This window comes from Peribacillus sp. NPDC097295, from assembly GCF_044761665.1.
Classification (GTDB): domain Bacteria; phylum Bacillota; class Bacilli; order Bacillales; family DSM-1321; genus Peribacillus.
In genome coordinates this window covers 38848-59077 of the sequence record NZ_JBIWCW010000005.1, presented here as the reverse complement: position 1 = coordinate 59077, position 20230 = coordinate 38848, and the positions used below count along the sequence as shown (strand labels likewise).

General features: G+C 39.7%; 16 protein-coding genes. 11 read left to right on the top strand and 5 right to left on the bottom strand.

What is annotated here, in order from left to right; all coding sequences use genetic code 11:
* Positions 1–177: 177 nt before the first annotated feature.
* The 4 genes from ACIQXN_RS11030 to ACIQXN_RS11015 all read left to right on the top strand — a co-directional run bounded on the left by ACIQXN_RS11030 (position 178) and on the right by ACIQXN_RS11015 (position 3742).
* Positions 178–1890, top strand: coding sequence for an NPCBM/NEW2 domain-containing protein (locus ACIQXN_RS11030; protein WP_402966227.1), 1713 nt, complete (start codon positions 178–180; stop codon positions 1888–1890).
* Positions 1891–2089: 199 nt separating this feature from the next.
* Complete coding sequence (locus tag ACIQXN_RS11025) at positions 2090–2410, top strand: PadR family transcriptional regulator (protein WP_402966225.1); 321 nt, start codon at positions 2090–2092, stop codon at positions 2408–2410.
* Entirely contained in the window at positions 2407–2961 is a 555-nt protein-coding gene (locus ACIQXN_RS11020) for a DUF1700 domain-containing protein (RefSeq protein WP_402966223.1), read from the top strand. Before ACIQXN_RS11025 ends, ACIQXN_RS11020 begins: the two co-directional genes overlap by 4 nt.
* Positions 2954–3742: a DUF4097 family beta strand repeat-containing protein gene (locus tag ACIQXN_RS11015; RefSeq protein WP_402966221.1), complete on the top strand. Its 789-nt coding sequence runs from the start codon at positions 2954–2956 to the stop codon at positions 3740–3742. Before ACIQXN_RS11020 ends, ACIQXN_RS11015 begins: the two co-directional genes overlap by 8 nt.
* A 989-nt stretch (positions 3743–4731) precedes the next feature.
* Here ACIQXN_RS11015 and ACIQXN_RS11010 read toward each other — a convergent pair.
* Positions 4732–6081 carry a hypothetical protein gene (locus tag ACIQXN_RS11010; RefSeq protein ID WP_402966219.1) on the bottom strand — a complete coding sequence of 450 codons (1350 nt, stop codon included), beginning with the start codon at positions 6079–6081 and terminating at the stop codon, positions 4732–4734.
* 291 nt (positions 6082–6372) lie between these two features.
* Entirely contained in the window at positions 6373–6828 is a 456-nt protein-coding gene (locus ACIQXN_RS11005) for a GNAT family N-acetyltransferase (RefSeq protein ID WP_402966217.1), read from the bottom strand.
* 273 nt (positions 6829–7101) lie between these two features.
* Between ACIQXN_RS11005 and ACIQXN_RS11000 the strand changes: the two genes are divergently transcribed.
* Positions 7102–11823 carry a hypothetical protein gene (locus tag ACIQXN_RS11000; RefSeq protein ID WP_402966215.1) on the top strand — a complete coding sequence of 1574 codons (4722 nt, stop codon included), beginning with the start codon at positions 7102–7104 and terminating at the stop codon, positions 11821–11823.
* A 369-nt stretch (positions 11824–12192) separates the two neighbouring features.
* Here the strand turns inward: ACIQXN_RS11000 and ACIQXN_RS10995 are convergent, their stop codons facing one another.
* Complete coding sequence (locus ACIQXN_RS10995) at positions 12193–13119, bottom strand: glycine-rich domain-containing protein (protein ID WP_402966213.1); 927 nt, start codon at positions 13117–13119, stop codon at positions 12193–12195.
* A 296-nt stretch (positions 13120–13415) separates the two neighbouring features.
* Between ACIQXN_RS10995 and ACIQXN_RS10990 the strand changes: the two genes are divergently transcribed.
* The 6 genes from ACIQXN_RS10990 to ACIQXN_RS10965 all read left to right on the top strand — a co-directional run bounded on the left by ACIQXN_RS10990 (position 13416) and on the right by ACIQXN_RS10965 (position 18597).
* A complete protein-coding gene (locus ACIQXN_RS10990; protein WP_402966211.1) occupies positions 13416–14420 on the top strand; it encodes an Ig-like domain-containing protein in 1005 nt (334 codons plus the stop codon).
* 137 nt (positions 14421–14557) lie between these two features.
* A complete protein-coding gene (locus ACIQXN_RS10985; protein ID WP_402966209.1) occupies positions 14558–14791 on the top strand; it encodes an excisionase family DNA-binding protein in 234 nt (77 codons plus the stop codon).
* A 200-nt stretch (positions 14792–14991) separates the two neighbouring features.
* A complete protein-coding gene (locus tag ACIQXN_RS10980; protein ID WP_402966207.1) occupies positions 14992–16020 on the top strand; it encodes an AI-2E family transporter in 1029 nt (342 codons plus the stop codon).
* Positions 16021–16326: 306 nt separating this feature from the next.
* Positions 16327–17145, top strand: coding sequence for a basic amino acid ABC transporter substrate-binding protein (locus tag ACIQXN_RS10975; RefSeq protein WP_402966205.1), 819 nt, complete (start codon positions 16327–16329; stop codon positions 17143–17145).
* A 76-nt stretch (positions 17146–17221) separates the two neighbouring features.
* Positions 17222–17878, top strand: a complete 657-nt coding sequence (locus ACIQXN_RS10970) for an amino acid ABC transporter permease (RefSeq protein ID WP_402966203.1) — start codon at positions 17222–17224, stop codon at positions 17876–17878.
* A complete protein-coding gene (locus ACIQXN_RS10965; protein WP_402966201.1) occupies positions 17875–18597 on the top strand; it encodes an amino acid ABC transporter ATP-binding protein in 723 nt (240 codons plus the stop codon). The genes ACIQXN_RS10970 and ACIQXN_RS10965 overlap by 4 nt, the downstream gene beginning before the upstream one ends.
* 67 nt (positions 18598–18664) lie before the next feature.
* Here the strand turns inward: ACIQXN_RS10965 and ACIQXN_RS10960 are convergent, their stop codons facing one another.
* Both ACIQXN_RS10960 and cidR read right to left on the bottom strand, forming a co-directional pair.
* A complete protein-coding gene (locus ACIQXN_RS10960) occupies positions 18665–19036 on the bottom strand; it encodes a hypothetical protein (protein WP_402966199.1) in 372 nt (123 codons plus the stop codon).
* Between the two features lie 163 nt (positions 19037–19199).
* Positions 19200–20084 carry a cidABC operon transcriptional activator CidR gene (gene cidR, locus ACIQXN_RS10955; protein ID WP_402966197.1) on the bottom strand — a complete coding sequence of 295 codons (885 nt, stop codon included), beginning with the start codon at positions 20082–20084 and terminating at the stop codon, positions 19200–19202.
* Between the last annotated feature and the right edge of the window lie 146 nt (positions 20085–20230).

The following is a 20230-nucleotide window of genomic DNA, read 5'->3' as shown; positions in this document are numbered from 1 at the left end:
ATTATATAGAATTAATATAGGATTAAAGGCGTAGACTTATCGATTTATCTTATATAATATATATGTAATAACCAATCAGAGATATAGGAATGGGGGTAAAAAGAATTACGAAAAGATAATTGGAGGCAGTAAGTGAATTCATAATTAATCATATAAACTACAAAGGATGATTTGAAAATGGGGAATTTTTTAAAGAACAAGGTATTCATACTGTTAATTTTTAGTGTTTTCTTAGGATCAGTTGGCTTTTCAAAATCAGTAATGGCAAATTCAGAAATACTTCTAACAGATTTAGACCCTTCAAACACTAGTTATTACTTTGAAAAAAACAAATGGGGATTCACTTCAAATTTTGCAGATGCTTTTGGAAATATAGTGGGGAATGGAATAGGGCTATATAATAATGGCGGCGCAGCATCGCATGCTACATATAATATTGATGGCATGGGATATAAAAGTTTTCAAGCAACATTGACTCTAGATTCTAAATGGCTTACAGGCGACTTCGGGAAAATGGCGATTGGAATATATGCTGATGATATTCTGTTATATGAAAAACAGATGCCTAAAGATAAGGTTTTGCCTATAAACCTTAAGCTGCCGGAAAATACAAAAGAGCTACAATTTGTAGGTAAACAGATTCAAGGAGCTAAAGGAGAACAGAGGCTTGTTATAGCCAATGGGAAATTGTCAACAAGTGGTGACTTTTTGAAAGCTTCTAAGAGTACTACTTCTTTAATAACTATTGGTAGTCAGGAAGATTCTTATTATTTTTCTTCTGGAAACTGGAGTAGCACTCAAGCCTATCAAGATATAAAAGGCAATATAATCCCTTATGGAATAGGTCTATATAATCGAGGTGGAGGTAGAGGATATGCCTCATTTAATATTGACCAATTGGGGTTTAACATATTAGAAACAAAAATTACATTGGACTCAAAATGGACTGTAGGTGATTTCGGAAAGACAGCTGTCGGTATATATGCTGATGATATCCTTATATACGAAAAACAACTTACGGCTAAAACGGCTGTTCAGACTGTAAAAGTAAATATTCCTAAAGATACGAAAAATATTAAGTTAGTTACACAGCAGATTCAAGGGGCAAGAGGGGAACAAGGTGTCGTTTTTATAGATCCAATCGTTAAAAAGACGACGGATCCGATTAAGAAAGTTAATAAAACTGTATCTGTGAATACAGTAGGTGCCATTGATTCTAGTTATTATTTTTATAAAGATACGTTTAGCAGTAGTTCTTTCCAAGATGTGAATGGAAATATAGTAACATCAGGGATTGCTTTATCTACATCAGGCGGTGGTGAAGGATACGCGGTCTACGATATTCAAGATATGGGCTTTAATGCCTTCAAGGCGAAAATATCATTGGATTCTAAATATATTTTAGGCAATTACGGGAAATCCAGTATTTATATTTATGGTGATAATAAGCTCCTTTACTCTAAAGCATTATCGAAAAGTAAGGGAATCGCAAATGTTACTGTTCGATTTCCAAGTAAAACGAAAAATGTGAAGATCCTGGTTAAACAAGAGAGCGGAGCAAAAGGGACACATAATGTTACGCTCGCGAATGCAGTCTTTACAAAAATGAGCGTTACTACAAAGTTAAAAGCTTCCCAAGTAAAAGTGTTGAATCATGCTAAAAGACAAGATGAAGTAAAGGTTACCTCTTTAAAGAAAGGGGATTATATAAAGGTTTATAGTGCGAGGGGATCATTATTGGCCACTTCAAAGAAAGTAACGAAAACTTCTATTACAGTAAATGTAAAACAACTTGGTAAGAAAAAGGGCAACATCTATGTAACGAAAATAAGTTCAGGAATGTTGGAAAGTGACAAGAAAAAGGTAAGCTACAAAGCAGAATCAAAATAGAATAAGAACAATATATGAGGCGTAGAAAGGTCCAGGTATCTATCTGGACCTTTCAATGGTTGTTAAAAATTTTTATTTTAGTACCTTGCAATAAACAGTAGCATATGGTAAATTATTGAATAAGATGTATTGTTCGCTGTTGAGTACTGTTTAATAAATAGTACCGGGGCGAGTTATTGCAGAAAGGAGTGATGGTGCATTGAATGTACAATTTAAGAAGGGCGTATTGGAACTTTGTGTGCTCGTGTTGCTCGATAAGCAAGACCGATATGGCTATGAGCTGGTCCAGAAGATTTCGGATCAAATCGAAATATCGGAAGGGTCGGTTTATCCCCTATTACGAAGATTGACGAAGGAAGAGTATTTTACGACATACTTGCAAGAATCAACAGAAGGTCCGCCGCGTAAATATTACAAGCTGACCGACAAAGGCCGGGAATACCTTCACGAATTGCTGACAGAGTGGAATGAATTTTCTGATGGAGTCAATCAATTAATCGAGGAAGGTGTAGGTCAATGAATAAAGAACAATTTCTAAAGCAGTTGGAAGCTTCTTTAAAAAGGCTTTCATTAGAGGAACGACAGGATATCCTGCAGGATTATGAAGAGTATTTTGCCATTGGGATAGACAAAGGTAAATCGGAGCAAGAGATATCAGCATCCCTTGGAAATCCAAGACAAATTGCCAAGGAGCTACTGGCATCCTATCATCTTCAACAGGTCGAACAAACGACATCTGCCGGAAACATCATTCGGGCAGTCTGGGCGGTGATCGGGCTGGGATTCTTTAATCTTGTGATTGTCCTTGGCCCTCTCATTGCATTGCTGGGACTTGTATTCTCCGGCTGGGTGATGTCTGTTGCTTTCATCCTTGCACCATTCGGTATCCTTATTAACCTATTTATAGGGGAATTTAGACTATTTGATTTGTTCGCTTCAATTGGTCTTTGTGGGATTGGAATATTCATTGCGATGGGGATGTATGTCGCGACAAAGGCTTTATTTAAAGGGTTTGTTCGTTACATGAAATTTAATGTTTCTCTTGTGAAGGGTGGTTTAAAGCATGGGTAAAAAATTATCAATACTTGCATTGCTTCTTTTAATAGTTGGTGGCATTGGCAGTTTCTTTACTTTTTCTCAAACCAATCAGGAAGAAATTAAAACAGAGAAAACAGTGAATACAGATAATGTGAAAGATGTCGAGATACGCTCGGACAATGCAACGGTAGAAGTTCTTCCGACATCAGATACAGAGACAAAAGTTGAGCTTGTCACAAAAGGAATGGATGTTTCTAAGTTGGATTTTACTGCCGAAGTGGAAGGGAAGAAGCTTACCATTACAGTAAAGGAACCCCATACGTTCAGTATCGGCTTTAATTTTCAATCTGCTCATCTATACGTATATATCCCGCAAAAATCATATGATTCCTTTGTCGTCGATAATGATAATGGAAAATTGAAAATGTCTGAACTGAACATAAAGGATCTGAAATTGAAGACGGATAATGGACGTATGGAGCTAAATAAGATTGTAGCAGAAAACGTTGACGCAAAAAGTGCAAATGGCAGGTTGGATTTTAATGATGTGGAAGGGAACCTCAAGGGCTCTTCAAATAATGGGAAAATATCGCTTGTTACAAAGGACTTAGATCGGAACATTCAGTTAGAAAGTGACAATGGAAAGATTACGATTAAAACCGATAAGGAACCGACCAATACGACCTTTAAAGTATCCGTGGATAATGGGGATATCAATATACTCGATAAATATGAGGGGAATACCGTAATCGGTAAGGGAGAGAACCTGATTGATCTGGAAACGGATAACGGGAAAATCGAAGTGACTAAATAAACGAAATGATGTAAAATACGCGATAAAACAAGCGTCCTCCATCTGGCAGCATTCCTGCTAGGTGGGGGGCGCTTGTTTCTGTAAATGATCCAACTGAAAAGCGTCATGATGTGCTAGTTGAACTGGTTGTTGTATCCTTGGGGATGGATATACCTGTTCATGAGAGAAGCTTGAGTCCATTTCATCTGATCAGTTGGATGTCTTTCGTGTTAGCAACATGATAAGGGCAGTTGTTATAGGATTAGCAAATCGTGAACCATGGTAAGGTTTTTTTATATCTTGTTGTTATTTCGATTCACTGGTATCCTTTTTTTCTAATTGGCTACTCTATCTGTCAGCTCCCTTCAAAAATAGAATTGGTGAATCTACTTCTTCCTACTAGTACCCAAAACAGAAGGAATTTTGTCCGATTTTTAGAATAAAAATAGAAATCGTTCACACCTCCTAGGGTTGGAATATGCTAAAATATCTAATTTATCTGATTATTGCTACTTGCTACCCATCTAAGGGTTGGAAATGGTGGAGAGTGATGAAGACATTTGGATGAATGTCCTGAACCAGACGGTGTCCCTAAGTTGTATATCATGTCGCGAAAGCTTGCATCCTGCACTGGGAGTGGGTTCCCGATTCATCCCCTTATTCATAACGATTTTCAGATCTTTATTAAGAAAAGTGATTGAGACCCTTTCTTTAGACCCTTGCATAACTTTTTTGACAGAACTGTTGGTATGACTGGTTTTCCCGTTATCCGACGGGAAAATGAAGAGACACCTTTTTTTATTCACAGACAGGTATGGGATATTTACAGCAGGTAGTGGGTTATCCACAGATGGATAAAGGCTTTTTACATCATGGGAAAAGATAATTAGAGGAAGGTTTATAGCCTCTGAAGAAGGACTGCATTTGCGGGATGGAGCGTGTGTGGGGTGACTGCATGACAAAAAACACTCGCCCGAAAGCCAGTGTTCGCCTATCTATGTTTTTTGCCTTTATTTTTTTATACGGTCTTTTTGGATTGCGAAATAAGAGTGCATGGCTTCTTTTTTCTGGCGTAACACGTTCAAGACGTGGTCGCCATGAAGGACATGCTGATATACCGCCATATGTTGCTCTAGTTGTTCATATGTATGTTTTTTCAAGTAGCCGAGATAATCGGATATAGTTTGACCATCTGTTAAAACACGTTTTTTGGCCAATTCATTCTCATTCGTTCCGGTTACGGATTTCACCCGGGAAATCACCCAGTCTTCGCACCATTTATTCAGCGTTTTATGGATGTCCATTGCGAGGGCATGCTTCGCTCGGATGGGTTCGATATGCTCTTGCACCTCACTGTAATCCACATGTCGCTCCAAAGATTTCCCAGAAATTTCACGATGGAAATGCTCACGCTCTATCAGGCCTTTTATGCAGGCAGCTTGGTGGGCATATGTCGCCATTTGTTTGAGGACTTCATTATAAACAATCGTACTGAAATAAGCGGAAGCCTCTTTCGGCTCAGCTAATAAATGTTTGTTGCTGTTCAAGGCACTGCCCAATTTTTGTAGGGAAGAGCGATATATGAAGCGAGCCAATTTCAAGAGATCGTCTTTGATGGGAGCCTTTGTTGCCTGTTGGAAGGAACGGAAGATGTACTTTCCGACCCGCTCGAGCTCGACACAGACTTTATCTTCTATATGATTAGGAAATCCCGCTTCATAGAGGGTCTTTCTCAGCATCAATCTTTCTGTGCGGTTCTCCAGGTAATCCTGTAGCGTCCCTGTTTGGAAGGAAACGAAAAGAATCTCCTTGCGGGTGAAAGTGGAGGAGGCCACGGTAAAAGTCATGATGTCACCCAATGCTTGGTTAATGATGTTCATCGTTTCAAGAATCTGGTTTCTTTTTGCGAGGGTGCCTCCCAACTGAATGATATCCTCATAATTCAGAAAGATGTCTTCGTATTTATTCACAGACATCTTGAAAGCGGCCATGAGCACTAGTCTCTTGGCAGCCATGGGGAGATTGCGAAAGGCATCGGTATAGAAGAAACGGTATTTCTTGCAATAGCGATCTTTTCTATTGGTGAAGCTACCTGTTGGTCCCAAGTTAAATTGATACTTCCCCATTTCCTGTTCAGCTGGAATGAGGATTCGACGAACGCCGTCCTTCGGTGATGATGTAAATTTCTTGATGATTTTCCTTAGGTACTTTTCAGTCGTTCCAATTCCTTTGGCCATCTGGTGAATCGGGCTCTGAATTACGCCATCCCAATCCATATGCAAAACGGAATATAAGCATGTGTCGAATTCAGTCGAGTTCACATGGCGTAATAAATAGCGATACGTTTCTTCATAAATCATCAGTCATCGGCTCCTTTTTGGCTCATCAAAAGTTTATTTTGGGTTCACTGTCTATATAAACTTCGAAAAGGAAAAAGTAGCATGCCGGTAAAAAAAATCATGAGCGAGGAGTAGGGGAAATATCCGGTTTGCCTCTTTTTAGTTACAAAAGGGAAGGCTATGGTAAAGGTGATATAATTACGCACAAAAAAATGAGCTGGGAAATGTATCCCAAGCTCATTTTACTTGTTCTATAGCACCGGTTAGTTGAAGGTTTTATAGATAAAAGAGGACCAGAAAGTCGCTAGCTTATCAATCGTTTATATGTTTAATGACTGCCATTTCCTTCCCGAACCGATCGCCTTGGTCCATAAACCCGAGGCTTGAGTATAAGGAATGGGCTCCTAAATTCTCTGGGTGATAACCTACCACTATTTTTTTTGCATTCGGCAATTTAGCCATCTCTTTCATCATTAACCTCGTTGCCTCTTTACCAATGCCCTTGCCTTGGTATTCCTTGTCTACCATTATCCTATATACCCAATAGCCATCAAGTTCCTCAGGAATAGAATTGTACATTAAAAAGCCAACTACTTTTTCTTCAAAATATATAACATATGGTTTTAATGTATGCTCAAACTTAGATTGTGCTATTGATATTGCATTCGGCTCTATATATTCTTTTTGTTCTGTTGATACCTCTAATTCACAGCAGTCATACCAGTTTTTTGCATTTAATTCTACAATTTTCACATTCTCTGTATTCATAATTTTCCCCTTTCCTAATTCGGGGAAACGCTAAAAAACTTTGTTAATTAGTCGTAATCCCCTTACAAGTAAAAATGATAAAATTTCTTATGTTTATCATAATGAACGCCTCCTTTAACAAATAGTGTCTAAAGTATATTAACTTTTCAGACTATTTAATTATACCATAGTTTTCCACTTTTGCTATTCTATAATAAGGTAAATTTTGTTATTATCGGAAGTGATGAATACATAATATAGGAAATAAGCTATTGCGAAGGAAGGGGTTTCTGGATGGTCGATTCTTCAAATGAGGAAATGGGTGTAGAAAGAAGACAGCAGATTTTCCAAGAAGAGCTTGAAGCTTTATGGGAAAAGCGGCTCATTCCTAAATCGGAATATCTCCGGATCAGCAGGACATATGACCGGCATGTTCAACTTGAACGGTATCAGGAAAAACGTCGGAATCATGCAAGAAAGCAAGCTGAACTTGAAAGAGAATCGTCTTTAAAAAGTCAGGAGCTTGAGAATAAGGAAACACCCGTTCAACCTATCGTCAAAGGGGAGGGAAAGGAAGAGAAACCATTCCCACAAACACCTATCATAAAAGAGGATCTTACCGAACAAATGGGTATGAAAAACCTTTCGAAAGCCCAGGAACCGGCTGTAGGAAACAAAGGTGAGAGCCCTATAAAGGAACCTATTGCCCCAGGTAGATTAGAACTAGTTAGGGCAAGCGCACCAATGACAAAACCACGGACGCTTCCCAAAGAAAAGGTGGTTCGACCGGAAAAACCGAAAAAGACGCCGGAGCAAATACGGGAAAGGAATATTTCCGTCGTTCTCCTTACCGGGGTCATACTGCTCCTGTTTGGTGGGTTGATTCTGGCAACCAGTTCATGGGGGAACTTGAATGCGGTATGGAAGGTTATCTTCATCGGGATGGTGTCTGTCGTATTCACAGGCATGGCCTATATCGCGTCCAAGCTGAAAATCGAACAAACTTCTTTTGCTTTTCTGACATTGGCTAGTTTATTTATTCCAATTACGATTTTATCAGCTTCCTATTATCAGATTTTCGGAGAGTATTTATCGCTGGATGGTGGGGGAAGAGGCCTGCTTGGCTTTCTAGGCGGTGTCCTTTGCTTAGGGATCTATTACAGAATTGCGGCGTACTTTAAGTCGAAAATATTCATATTCATTTCCATACTTACGTTTGCGATCACCTGTTATTTCGGGTTTGCCTATTTGACTCCGACAATCGAGTGGATGTTATTGGCGGTCAGCACATTCAATTTATTATTGGTGTGGAACGTCGAGCAACTAAAGAATCGCGAAGTCTTGGCCCTGTTCAAGCCATATGTTTTTCGATTCATCCAGTTTAAGATCTTCGTGGAAAGTTTTGTCGTGTTCACGTTATTTTCAAGTAACTTGGTTTATTCGATTACACTGATGATCATCTCTACCTTGTTTTTGATACTGGCGGTGAAATTCCATAAGAAATATCATGAGCTTGCGTTTAATTTCATCTTCACTTATGGATATATCCATTTTGTCTTTAACTCTGTATTAAGCGACTTTACGGTCATTGCTTATGCGAGTATCCCGCTGATCTTCATGGCGCTTTCCGCGTATATGGACAAAAAGAAGGAGGCTGGACTAGCCAAGAATTTTAAGGTAACAAGCTTGATCGAATGCGGGATCGTTTTCCTATATATAAATGCGATGGCGTTTCAGGAAAACTACGCCCAGATTTTTTTCGCTCTGATGATCTTAAGTGCCCAACTTGTTTACGTTGCCCTTCATACGAAAAACCAGTACTTCACATATCCGGCCTATGCTGTCTTTAATTTGGCGTGTTTTTATCTTTGTCTTGCCTTTTCACTCTCTTTTTCTACTGTTCTGAATGTGATGTTCATCCTTCAGGTCATCTTGTATCTTGGTCTGTATGTATATAATCGACACGCAAGGTACAGTTTGTTTAAGCAGAGTGTCTTGCTTATTTCTTCCTTTATTCTGGCGGGAATATTGACGAGTAAATTTAGTGAGATGGCCTGGCTAGAAGTAGGCACCGGTCTTGTGGTTTTATCCGTCCTTTTCTTCCTTACCTATCTTAAAGACGATGCGCAGCCGATTAAGGAAGCTAGTGTATATGGCTTTCCGATTGCTTTCTCTTTGGGGCTTGTTGCCTTTTATCCGTACTTAATGGAAAGAAGCGATTGGTTTCATCTTAATGTAACGATCAGTATGCATGTAATGATGGTCGCCTTGATCTCTATAGGAGCGGGGTACGCTTTGAAGAAGTCATTCGGCATGTTCTTTCCCGTCTTTTTCTATAGTGGCCAGATCCTGTCCTTCTTGTCATTCCTTTTGGTGGGATATGGTATGTCGAGTCCTTTGGAAGTCACGGGTTTATTGGCGGTTGCGACAGCTATAAATGGATGGTCCGTCTATTTACACCGTAGATCTCTCTATTGGCTTCCGGTCATGATAACGAGTGCTGCATTATATGGGTCACTGTATGAAGTTTTCAATTTTAGCGAGACATCATATCGGATTGCTTTTATGTTATTTGGCCCATTCATCTTTTTCCTTATTGGAGAAGTGATTGGGAGGTATTCACAAAATGGAAGGCGGTATTTCCTTTATTCGAGCCACTTGGCTAACCTAATTGCCATACCGCTAGGATTTATCTTCATCATGAGTACTGATCGTTCACCATTCCTGTATATCACACAATCACTCATCTACTTGAGTGCACTGCGTACCCATGTGAAATGGGAAAGGTTCGTCTTTACGTACCTTGGATTTACCGTTCTGTTCCTTCAAGTCCGTATGTTCTTTACGAATATCGAGCAAACAACATTCGTTTATTCGATTTGTTTGATGATCACGGCGGGAGTCATTACGGTTTTATGGGTGGCCTCACAAAAACGATGGAAAGATATCATCGAGTTTTATCTGATTTCATTTCTTCATATCACGGCTGCTGTTTCGATTTTGGAAATATCTTTATATGGTTTCCCACTCAATCGGGAAATCATTTGGGTCGGATTGGTGACAGTACAGCTACTCTTTGCTTGGTACCTGCTCATGAAGAGGAACTGGCAAAACTTTGTGGTTGTGCCACTCGGTATGTTTTTCATCTTGTATGGGTTGTATGCGGACACTTTATCGATGATTCCAGAAATGCTCGTCTTGTTTGCCTGCGTTGTTGTCATGGCGTTGATGAGTAAACGCTATTTTACTAGCTTGGTCAAGCAAGTGGGAAAAGGGCATGAGATTGATTTTTACAGGATATTCGGATTGGTATTTTTACTTGATATGAACTGGAAAGTCTTTTGGGGTGGATCAGAATTTGAGATATTGAACATCTTCATATCAGTATTGCTTCCGGTTTACTTTTTCTTGATGAGAAACTTTACGATAGGCAGATTGGAAAGGGGCCTCTATTCAGGTATAGCGGCGGTCATCGGTTTGTATCCATTTTTCAACATATGGGACTATGTCCACTCGCTTCCGCTCCTGACAGGTTTGATTGTTCTTTTCTTCGGTATGGTCGTGATGCTGTTACTGAGTAGGCACTATTTCAAAGGGTTGTTTAAGAAGGATGAAACGGGGACGGCAATCGATGCATTCCGGATTTATGGGGTATTGTTCTTATTGGCCATGAATGGGGAAGTGCAGGCGAGCGGACCATCTTATCCACTTTTACAAGTCCTTGTAGCGCTATTGATCCCAGGGTATTTCATCCTGATTCGAAGCCTTACAAGTAATCGGAAAGAAAGGAAGATCTATTCTGCTCTTGCAATGATCCTCAGTCTGTATCCGTTCCAGAGCATCGTGGATTACATTCATACGGTTTCACTTTTAACGGGTGAATTAGTTCTTTTCGCATGTGTGCTAGTGATGGTCCTTTTAAGCAGGTACCAGTATAAGGGATTGCTAATGAAGGTCGAAGCGGGAATCAAGGTGGATGTCTACCGAATTTATGGGTTGTTATTTTTGCTGGCCATGAATGTGGAAGTATTTACGAATGAGGCGACGTATTGGCTGCTTAGGGTTCTCGTGTCTTGCTTATTGATTGGCTATTTCATCTTGATGAGAAGCTTTACGATTTCTGTGAAGGAGAGGGAAATCTACGCATTGCTGACGGGGATTCTTGGATTGTATCCGTACTTGATCATCACAGCCTATGCAAGCTCGTTAGACCGTTTCATTGGAACCTTGGTCCTTGTCGGATGTACGGCCGTACTAGTATGGGTAAGCAGAAAATACTTCAGTGGAATCGTGGAAAAAGGCGTCATGATCACACGAATAGATTTTTACCGGATATACGGTTTCCTGTTCCTTTTAGCGATGAATTTAGATATACATCAAAGTGAACAACAATCTATTATTCTAGAATGTTTCGGTTCTGTTTTAATTCCGGTTTATTTCATCCTGTTGCGGGGCATGACGTATGGTTTGCAGGAAAGGAAATTGTATGGGGCAGCTTCCATTGCGCTCAGTCTGTATCCATATTGGGTCATCATCGATAAACTTTCGATTCCGGATGTCCTGGAGGTAGAGGCAGAGATACTGCCACTCTTTATCATCAGTACCATTTTGTTACGGAAAGTCTTTAATAAAGGGAAGGTCACACAGTATATCGAGATGGGTATTGTCTTTGCCCTATTCATCGTCTTGATAGGCGACGCAATGGCAAGTAACACCCTAAACGATGCGCTCATTATCGGAACGATTTCTTTAGCGGCCATACTCCTTGGATTCACGATGAAATACAAATCGTATTTCTTGGCAGGGACGGTAACCATTTTGTTCAACATCTATATGAATACGAATTCGATGTGGGGACAAATGCCATGGTGGTTATACTTAATCATCGGCGGAGGGCTACTCATCACCATCGCCTCTTTCTTTGAATGGAAAAAACAAAAAGACAATCGAACATCGAAGGAAGTGCTCGAAAAGAATAAACAACGAATCAAAAATTGGTTCAACCGTTGGAACTGATGGGGCAACCTATTAGTTTTAGACTGTAGACATACTCGATGAAAAATGTGTTTGACAATTAGAAGTAGATTTCCACTTCAGGAACTCGCTTTCCGCGGGCGGTCGGGGAGCCTCCTCGGCTTCGCTGAAGTGCATTTCCCGCAGGAGTCTCGTACCTTCCGTTCCAATCAACTTTGCGTTATCATCAAGTAAAATCTATATATTCGAAGTGTTTCGCGGGCAAAAGAGTATAGGTTGGATGATTAATCTAAGGGAATTTTTTAAAAAAGGGCGATGCCCTTTTGTCGAACAAACTGAACTAATAGGGCAACCTATTAGTTTTTTTTCATGACTGGTCGCAACGAAAAAAAAGCCCCGAAGGACTTTGAATCAGGATGAGCATGAGCTGCAAGAAGAGCAACTGGAGGAATCGGATCCACTATCGTAACTGCCATGATCGCTGCCATGGCCATTAGGATGATGTGTATCATTGTGCGATTTGGTGAAATCATCACCGAATAAATACTTGAAGTCTACATCGTGATTATCGGAACTTGCATAGATGAAGTAAGCAGGAGCAGCATAGTCCGTCTGATGGTACCGTTTCTCCCAATCGACAATCAATCTTGTATGTTCTTCTTTCATGAAGGCCGTGAACATTTCGAAGGTCTTTTCCGCCTCCGTACTCGTCGGCTTCCGCATGTATTTCTTCTTCAATTGATCTATTTCGAGTGTTTTAAAATCATGGAGTAAGGCAGTCGCCTTATCATGTTTGAAGAACTTCCCCCATTTTTGAATCGAGGCGGAATCAACCGTAAACAGCTGTACATAGTAAAAATCGAACTGGGTACGTTCTACAGGCTTAAAGGCAGGCATCGAGTGAGGGTGGTGTTGGATCATTTGGCCGAGGAAGTTATGGCAAAACGCATCATATTTCGCTTTATCATGCAGCATGATATGCCAAAGTTCATCGATGGTGGCATGAAACATTTCAATTTTCCCGAACACGGCAGTCATGATGAAATACCGTTTTAATTCTCGCCATAGCTCGTTGACTTGATTCTGTGAATAACGAGGATGTTGCATCCGGAAATCTGTATTGACCCTTTCCATATACTCGGTATCCATAGCCTGATTAAGCTTTTCGATTAATACTTCCGAGACGATTTCCGTCTGCTGGACGTTAAGTGTCTCTTCATACTTTCCGCGAAACTCCTGCTGATACCGTTCCATCCGAACGGGTTCACTTCTCCGTTTTACCAGGATAACCACAAGGATAGTGAGAATGGCTGCAAGCATGACATAAATGAAGGTCATTTTGTTCACTCCTCCTACTCTATAGAACTACTACATTACCATTATTTTACACGTAATCACATGGATTTATAAGAGGTTACCAACTTATATTTTCCATTGAACCGACATACCAGGTAATAAGGAGGATATATCATTCTTTAGTACCTTTACGAAAAAGATAATAATTAGTATATTTTGGTAAAAGAGGGTTTATTTTCTTTATAAGTGCGGGTAAAGAGGTGAGGTAAACTTCTTATATTTATTTATTCGGGGAAAGGTGAAATGGGAAAAATCTTTTAATAAAAAAGGAGAGAATTATGAAAAAGTCATTTATCTTGATTCTGGCAATGGTATTCGGACTAATTACGGTTAATTTAGGCGCTGTTGGAGCTGCAACGGGTTCAGTGGAAAAGGGATCAGGACTTAAAAATTCTTTTGAGAGTGTACATAAACAATCATACAAACGGATGGCAAATGAATATGTCATTGAAAAAGAACCGAATAATACGACTAAAAAATCAAATTCAATAGGTATGGAGCAATTTGGTCTCGGTATTTTCAATAAAGCCAAAGATGTGGATTATTATAAAATTAAAGTGAAGCATTATGGTTTCTTAGTTGTTTTCGGCTTAACTGAGTTTAATAGTCCACTGAATTTTTCTTTGTATAATTCGAAAAATAAAGCAGTAAATATGGAGAGTTCCGATCGTATAGAAAATATGGATGCAAAAATATACTCCGTTTATCCCGGAACGTATTATATCAAAGCGAAAGACACGGGTACTTTGAAAAGCCAGGAAGAATATGCAGTAGCGGCGACCATGACAGGACCGACCATTAAAAAAGTCGGCGATAAGGATACGAAGGTAACCGGGGAAGCGGAAAAAGGTACGACGGTTTTCGTTAAGGTAAACAATACGATCATCAACAAAAAGGGCACGAAGATAACATCGAGCGGTAAATATTCCGTCAAAATCGCTAAACAAAAAGCTGGAACGAAAGTATCTGTTTGGTCTACATGGTCAGATGGAGGTAAAAAAATTCAATCCACTCCAGTCAAAACGACGGTAAAAGACGTGACGGCACCTAAGACACTTACAGTCGGCAAAGTAACGAGTTCAAGTAAATCGGTTTCTGGAAAAACCGAGGCAAAAGCAAAAGTACAGGTGAAAGCGGGATCCAAGGTTCTTGGAAAAACAACAGCCGATAAAAACGGCAAGTATAAAGTGAGCATGAAAAAGCAAAAGAAAAAGACAAAGTTATCGGTTGTATCAACCGATAAAGCCGGGAATAGCAAGACGGTCAACGTGACCGTGAAATAAAATGAGGGCCTTTCTCAATCCGGGAAAGGTCCTTTCCATTCAAAGACAACGAATAATCGGGCAGCGACGGAAAAGCAGAAAGAAGAAACTACTGCTATAATAACTCTATAAAGATATAAGTAGGAGTGACGATATCAGTGTATTTGACAGTAGAGGAAACGGCTGATTATTTATCAGTATCCATCCCATATGTGGAAAATTTAATATTACAAGGGAAAATACGAGTTGTGGATGACGGTGAAGGGGTAATATTGGTCTACAAGGATCAGTTCAAAACACACTTCGAGCAGCTTGAGAAATATAAAATGCTAGTGGAAGAATTGGCGAATGAGCCCATTCCGGAAGATAAAGATATTAAGGATGAAGATTGAACCTTTTATGACAAGGAAGAGAAACACGCCTTTGACGAAGAAGCATCTGCTTAAAAAAGCAGGTGTTTTTTAGTGTTTCAGGGTAAGTCCTTGCTAATTAATATTTTTTGGAAGCTAATTGTAGTAGATTTCCTTAATTCCGTGTAAAATAATAAATATAAAGTTAGATTACGGCTAAATGGTAGATAGGAGATAGGTAAGTGGTAAAAGAGTATTTACAGAGCGAAGGATTTTCAAGATTCATTACTTTACTTGTGCTGTTTTTATTTCTCGTAAGCATCGGAAGTATGGTCAATATCGTTTTATTCACATTTGTTTTTACTTTCTTGATGGGAAGGCTTGAGCAGTTCCTCATGATTCACCTGAAAAAAGTGATGCCCATCAATTCCAAAGTAGTCATAAGCTTCATATATGTAGTCGTCATTGCTTGTTTAGCTATCGTCCTTTACAAATATTTGCCTGTTATTACACTTCAGTTTACTGAATTAGTTACACAGATTGTCTTCTTCTTTCAACATCCACCCGATAGCCGGGTCATCCAATATGGCATCAGTTTATTGAATGAGCTTGAATCACCAATCGATCTTCAAAAGCAGATGAATACGCTCTATCTTTACATATCTGATTTTGGTAAACTGGCCTTTCAAATCTTCATTTCTATACTGCTTAGCTTGTTTTTCTTGTTGGAAAAAGATAAAATCATTCATTTTACTTCTAAATTTAAACGGGGTAAGTTTAAATCCTTCTTTATAAATATTGGTCATTTTGGCGTGAAGTTCATTAACTCATTCGGAAAAGTCATTGAAGTTCAATTCCTAATTGCCATCACGAATGCAATCTTGTCGGTAGCTTTCTTATGGATCCTTGGTTTCCCACAATTGATCGGTTTGGGAATCATGATTTTCTTCCTTGGCTTAATTCCGGTTGCTGGAGTCATCATTTCCCTGATTCCTCTAAGCATGGTTGCCTATAGTATCGGTGGCTTGCCAAAGGTCATTGCTGTGTTGATCATGGTCGTCGTGATTCATGCGCTTGAAAGCTATATTTTAAATCCGAAATTCATGTCGGCAAAAACGAACCTGCCTACTTTTTTCACCTTTATCGTCCTCCTGTTTTCCGAGCACTTCCTTGGAATATGGGGATTGATCATCGGCATACCAATCTTTATCTTCTTATTGGACATGTTGGATATCGATGAAGAAACCGAAATACCCTTAGATAAGCCATAAATCGAGCAGCGATCCTTTTTAAGGGTCGCTGCTTATTTGGTTTAATCTGTTTCCAATATAGTTTCTGTTTTTAAGGGTAAATGGAGCTGGACCAGTTGTTCATATGTTTAATGTCTATTTAAATCATGGGTATTGTTACTGTCTGCATGAAACTCATATTCTACTAAAGTTAATATTTACTTTTTATTGCATAAAAACCCAAAAAAACGTATACTATTTTTAAGTAAAAATACTGAATAATTATTAAAATCTAAATTGTTTGACTCTTATAAAGTAGGAGTTTACGAGAGAAAAGAGGGGATTATGTTGAAAAAAGTATCAATATTCATGTTGGTCGCACTATCTTCTTTGCTTTTGGTTTTGACGGGATGCGGCAAGGATAAGGAAGTTACCACTACTAGTGATGAGGGGTCGAAGGAAAAAACACTTAGAGTAGTGACAGATGCAGCATATGCTCCTTTTGAATATCTCGAAGGGGATAAAATCGTTGGATTCGACGTCGATTTTATCAATGCGGTCGCGAAGGAAGCTGGGTATAAAGTTAAACTGGAGCATGTTGGCTGGGATCCGATTTTTGTGGAAATCGAATCAAAAAGAGCGGATTTAGCCGTATCGGCGATTACAATGAATGACGAGAGAAAACAATCGTACGATTTTTCGGTGCCTTATTTCCTTTCCACTAACAAGATCTTGGTTCCTGAAAAAAGTGATGTGGAATCGGGCAAAGATTTGAAAGGGAAGAAGATTGCTGTCCAAACAGGTACAACGGGACAAGAGGCGGTAGAAGCGCTTATTGGGAAGAATCATAAAGACATCAAAAAATTCGAGAATAATAACTTGGCCATTCAGGAATTGCTTAAAGGCGGGGCAGACGCTGTCGTAGCGGATAACACGGTTGTCGAAGAGTATGTGAAAAACAATCCTGATCAAAAGTTGAAAGTCGTGGAAGATAGCAGTAGCTTCGAAGAGGAATTTTATGGAATATTATTCCCGAAAGGCAGTGAGCTAAAGGCCGATTTCGATAAAGCGCTCAATGCCATTCTCGATAATGGGAAGTACGCGGAAATCTATAAGAAACAGTTTGGAACGGATCCAGATATCGAAACGATAAAAGCACAACAATAAAATAGGGTATGGGGAAAATTGCGTAACTTTACGTGTGAAGTTACGCAGTTTTTTTGGACTTTAGGAGGTACATAGAATGAGTTTTCGTTGGGATATAATTTTTGAATATGCTCCTTTCTTATTGAAGGGGACGTTGCTTACGATTGGTTTATCCGTTTCCTCGATCCTTATCGGGACCTTTCTCGGATTGCTGATTGGATTAGGGAAGATTGTAAGGAATAAACTGATCGCCTTTCCCTTTTACTGCTATGTTACGGTATTTCGGGGGACACCATTACTGGTCCAGATCTTTTTAATCCACTTTGGGGTCGTTCCTTTCTTTACCGGGGAAACGAATGCCGTTGCAGCAGGTGTCATTGCATTGTCTTTGAATGCAGCGGCGTATATCGCTGAGATATTCAGGGCAGGAATTCAATCCATTGATAAAGGACAAATGGAAGGAGCCCGTTCTCTAGGATTGACCCACACGCAATCCATGATATCTGTCATTCTTCCGCAAGCATTCAAACGCATGATTCCTCCACTAGGTAACGAGTTCATCGTCCTATTGAAAGATTCATCCTTGGTATGTGTCATTGCCGCCCCGGAATTGATGTATTGGGGAAAAGCGATGGGCAGTCAGTATTTTAAAGTATGGGAGCCATACTTGGCATGTGCCTTCATCTATCTTTGCCTGACCCTTATTCTTAGTTTCGTATTAAATAGACTCGAAAGTAGGTTGAAAACAGAATGATCAAGGTGGAGAATCTAAACAAGTCATTTGGTGATCATGTGGTGTTGAAGAATATCAGTGCAACCGTTGCCCCACAGGAAGTCGTGGTGGTCATCGGGCCATCTGGATCCGGTAAATCCACTTTTCTCAGGTGCATCAATCAGCTTGAGACGATAACGGGTGGCCACATTTATATTGAGGGGCTTGATACGACAGATAAGAAGGTTGATATCAATAAAATCCGGACGGAAGTCGGCATGGTCTTTCAGCATTTCAACTTATTCCCGCATAAAACGGTTCTTGAGAATATCATGCTTGCGCCCATGAAGGTACGGAAAGTTTCCAAGGAACAGGCAGCAGAGACTGGCCTGGAACTTCTAAAGAAAGTAGGTCTTTCCGATAAGGCGAATGCCTATCCAGATTCTTTGTCAGGAGGGCAAAAACAGCGTGTTGCCATTGCAAGGTCCTTGGCAATGGGTCCAAAGATCATGTTGTTTGATGAACCGACATCGGCACTTGACCCGGAAATGGTCGGTGAAGTGCTGGAAGTCATGAAGCAACTGGCGAAAGAAGGCATGACGATGGTTGTCGTGACTCATGAAATGGGTTTTGCCAAAGAAGTCGGGGACCGCGTGATATTCATGGACGAAGGGCTGATCATAGAAGAAAACGTTCCAAGTGTACTTTTTGATGACCCACAGCAGGAAAGGACTAAAGCATTTTTAAGTAAAGTCCTATAATATTTATGCCAAAAGAAAAAACCTTCCGAATACTCGGGAGGTTTTTCTTTTGGACATATCAGGGGGATTATTTAATGTATGAAGCTCCTAAAAGCGATTCAGGGCTTTTACCGAGCACCAGCATACTGATTTTCGCAAATCCTATATTTTCATTTTGGGAGAAGGTTTGTCGAAGAACCTCGATATTCGGATCATCCTTTAACTTTTGAATTTCCACTTTATATAAAGTGATAACGGAGGGCATAACGAATTCAGGGGTGTATTCGTTTGGGTTTTCATCCATGATTAATGTGCCCATATATTGATATTTAAATTGGAAAGCTCGTGTTAAGGCAACGACATGAAGCAGTTTTTTAAATAATTCGGGGTATGAATATTTAATTTTTTCTAACGCTTCTTCCGTTGCTTGTAACTCATCGACACTAGATAAAGTGATCATGAATATCTCCTTTCTGAAAATATGAATATATCAGCATTGCAGTGCTTTTTACTCATTACCAAGTCTAACTCGGTATGTAAATAAAGTAAAATGGTTAGATGTTATCATGAAGATAACCTACATCTATGATAGTGCTTACATTATTTACTAGTTAAAAAACGATTTACTCTTTTTTAGCTAACGCTTCTTTAGTATATTTCAACCATTCCTTTGCGGCGTAGGAAAGGTATTGATCCTTGCTCCAAATGAAAGCCAAGTTCCACCGGAGGGATGGATTTTTAACCTTGATGGCCTTCACGCGGCTATCCGTTCGGCATAGGCTTTCTGGTAAAAGGGCGATGCCAAGCTTGCAGTAGACCATTTCTTCTATAAAGTCCCATCGTGAGCTTTCCGTTACAATGTGCGGTGAGAATCCGGACTCTTTACAAGATGAAATGATGAGGTCACGCAGGACATAATCTTTGTTGAAAAGAATAAAGGACTCATTTTGAAGTTCACTTAAACTGATTTCATCCTCGGAAGCAAGTGGGTGTGAGGGATGAACGATCAATTTGATGTCTTCTTCTAAAAAGGCAAAATGGTGAAATAGAACGGTGTTAGTCGGCAGGACGATGACGCCTATATCCAGTTGGTCATTTTGAACGGATTCTTCAATTTTTTTTGAACCATCTTCGACTAGTTGAAAGGTGATATTGGGATAATCTTCATGAAAACGGCTAAGAATTCGGGGGAAGAAAGAGGCATTGATAATCGGCGGTAAGCCGATACGTATATGTCCCTTTTTCAGGCCTAATAAATTATCCATTTCAGTTTCTAAATTATGAAAGGCTTTATCAATTAATTTTGCCTGTTCCAATACAACTCGACCGGCATCGGTCAGAGCCAATTGTTTGCGGGAACGATCGAATAGTTCTACCCCAAGTTCGGTCTCCAGGTTTTTGATCATTTTACTGATGGTCGGCTGAGTAATGAACAAGTGATCGGCTGCCTTGGTGAAACTGTTAAAATTGGTTACTTCTATAAAGTATTGTAAATGCTTAATATCCATCGCTTCACCTGCTTATTTCTATAAAGTACTTTCATTTTACCTGTATACAGAAGGGTTTGTAAAATAAGAATCGCTTCGATTCCCTGTTTCCCCCCATATATCGTCAACCCAACAGAAAAGCTGGTCTCAAAGGAGCCCAGCTTTTC

Coding starts and splice junctions, on each gene's coding strand:
- ACIQXN_RS11030 (WP_402966227.1), top strand. CDS start 178: ATGGGGAATTTTTTAAAGAACAAGGTATTCATACTGTTAATTTTTAGT.
- ACIQXN_RS11020 (WP_402966223.1), top strand. CDS start 2,407: ATGAATAAAGAACAATTTCTAAAGCAGTTGGAAGCTTCTTTAAAAAGG.
- ACIQXN_RS11015 (WP_402966221.1), top strand. CDS start 2,954: ATGGGTAAAAAATTATCAATACTTGCATTGCTTCTTTTAATAGTTGGT.
- ACIQXN_RS11010 (WP_402966219.1), bottom strand. CDS start 6,081: ATGATTTATGAAGAAACGTATCGCTATTTATTACGCCATGTGAACTCG.
- ACIQXN_RS11005 (WP_402966217.1), bottom strand. CDS start 6,828: ATGAATACAGAGAATGTGAAAATTGTAGAATTAAATGCAAAAAACTGG.
- ACIQXN_RS11000 (WP_402966215.1), top strand. CDS start 7,102: ATGGTCGATTCTTCAAATGAGGAAATGGGTGTAGAAAGAAGACAGCAG.
- ACIQXN_RS10995 (WP_402966213.1), bottom strand. CDS start 13,119: ATGACCTTCATTTATGTCATGCTTGCAGCCATTCTCACTATCCTTGTG.
- ACIQXN_RS10990 (WP_402966211.1), top strand. CDS start 13,416: ATGAAAAAGTCATTTATCTTGATTCTGGCAATGGTATTCGGACTAATT.
- ACIQXN_RS10970 (WP_402966203.1), top strand. CDS start 17,222: ATGAGTTTTCGTTGGGATATAATTTTTGAATATGCTCCTTTCTTATTG.
- ACIQXN_RS10965 (WP_402966201.1), top strand. CDS start 17,875: ATGATCAAGGTGGAGAATCTAAACAAGTCATTTGGTGATCATGTGGTG.
- ACIQXN_RS10960 (WP_402966199.1), bottom strand. CDS start 19,036: ATGATCACTTTATCTAGTGTCGATGAGTTACAAGCAACGGAAGAAGCG.
- cidR (WP_402966197.1), bottom strand. CDS start 20,084: ATGGATATTAAGCATTTACAATACTTTATAGAAGTAACCAATTTTAAC.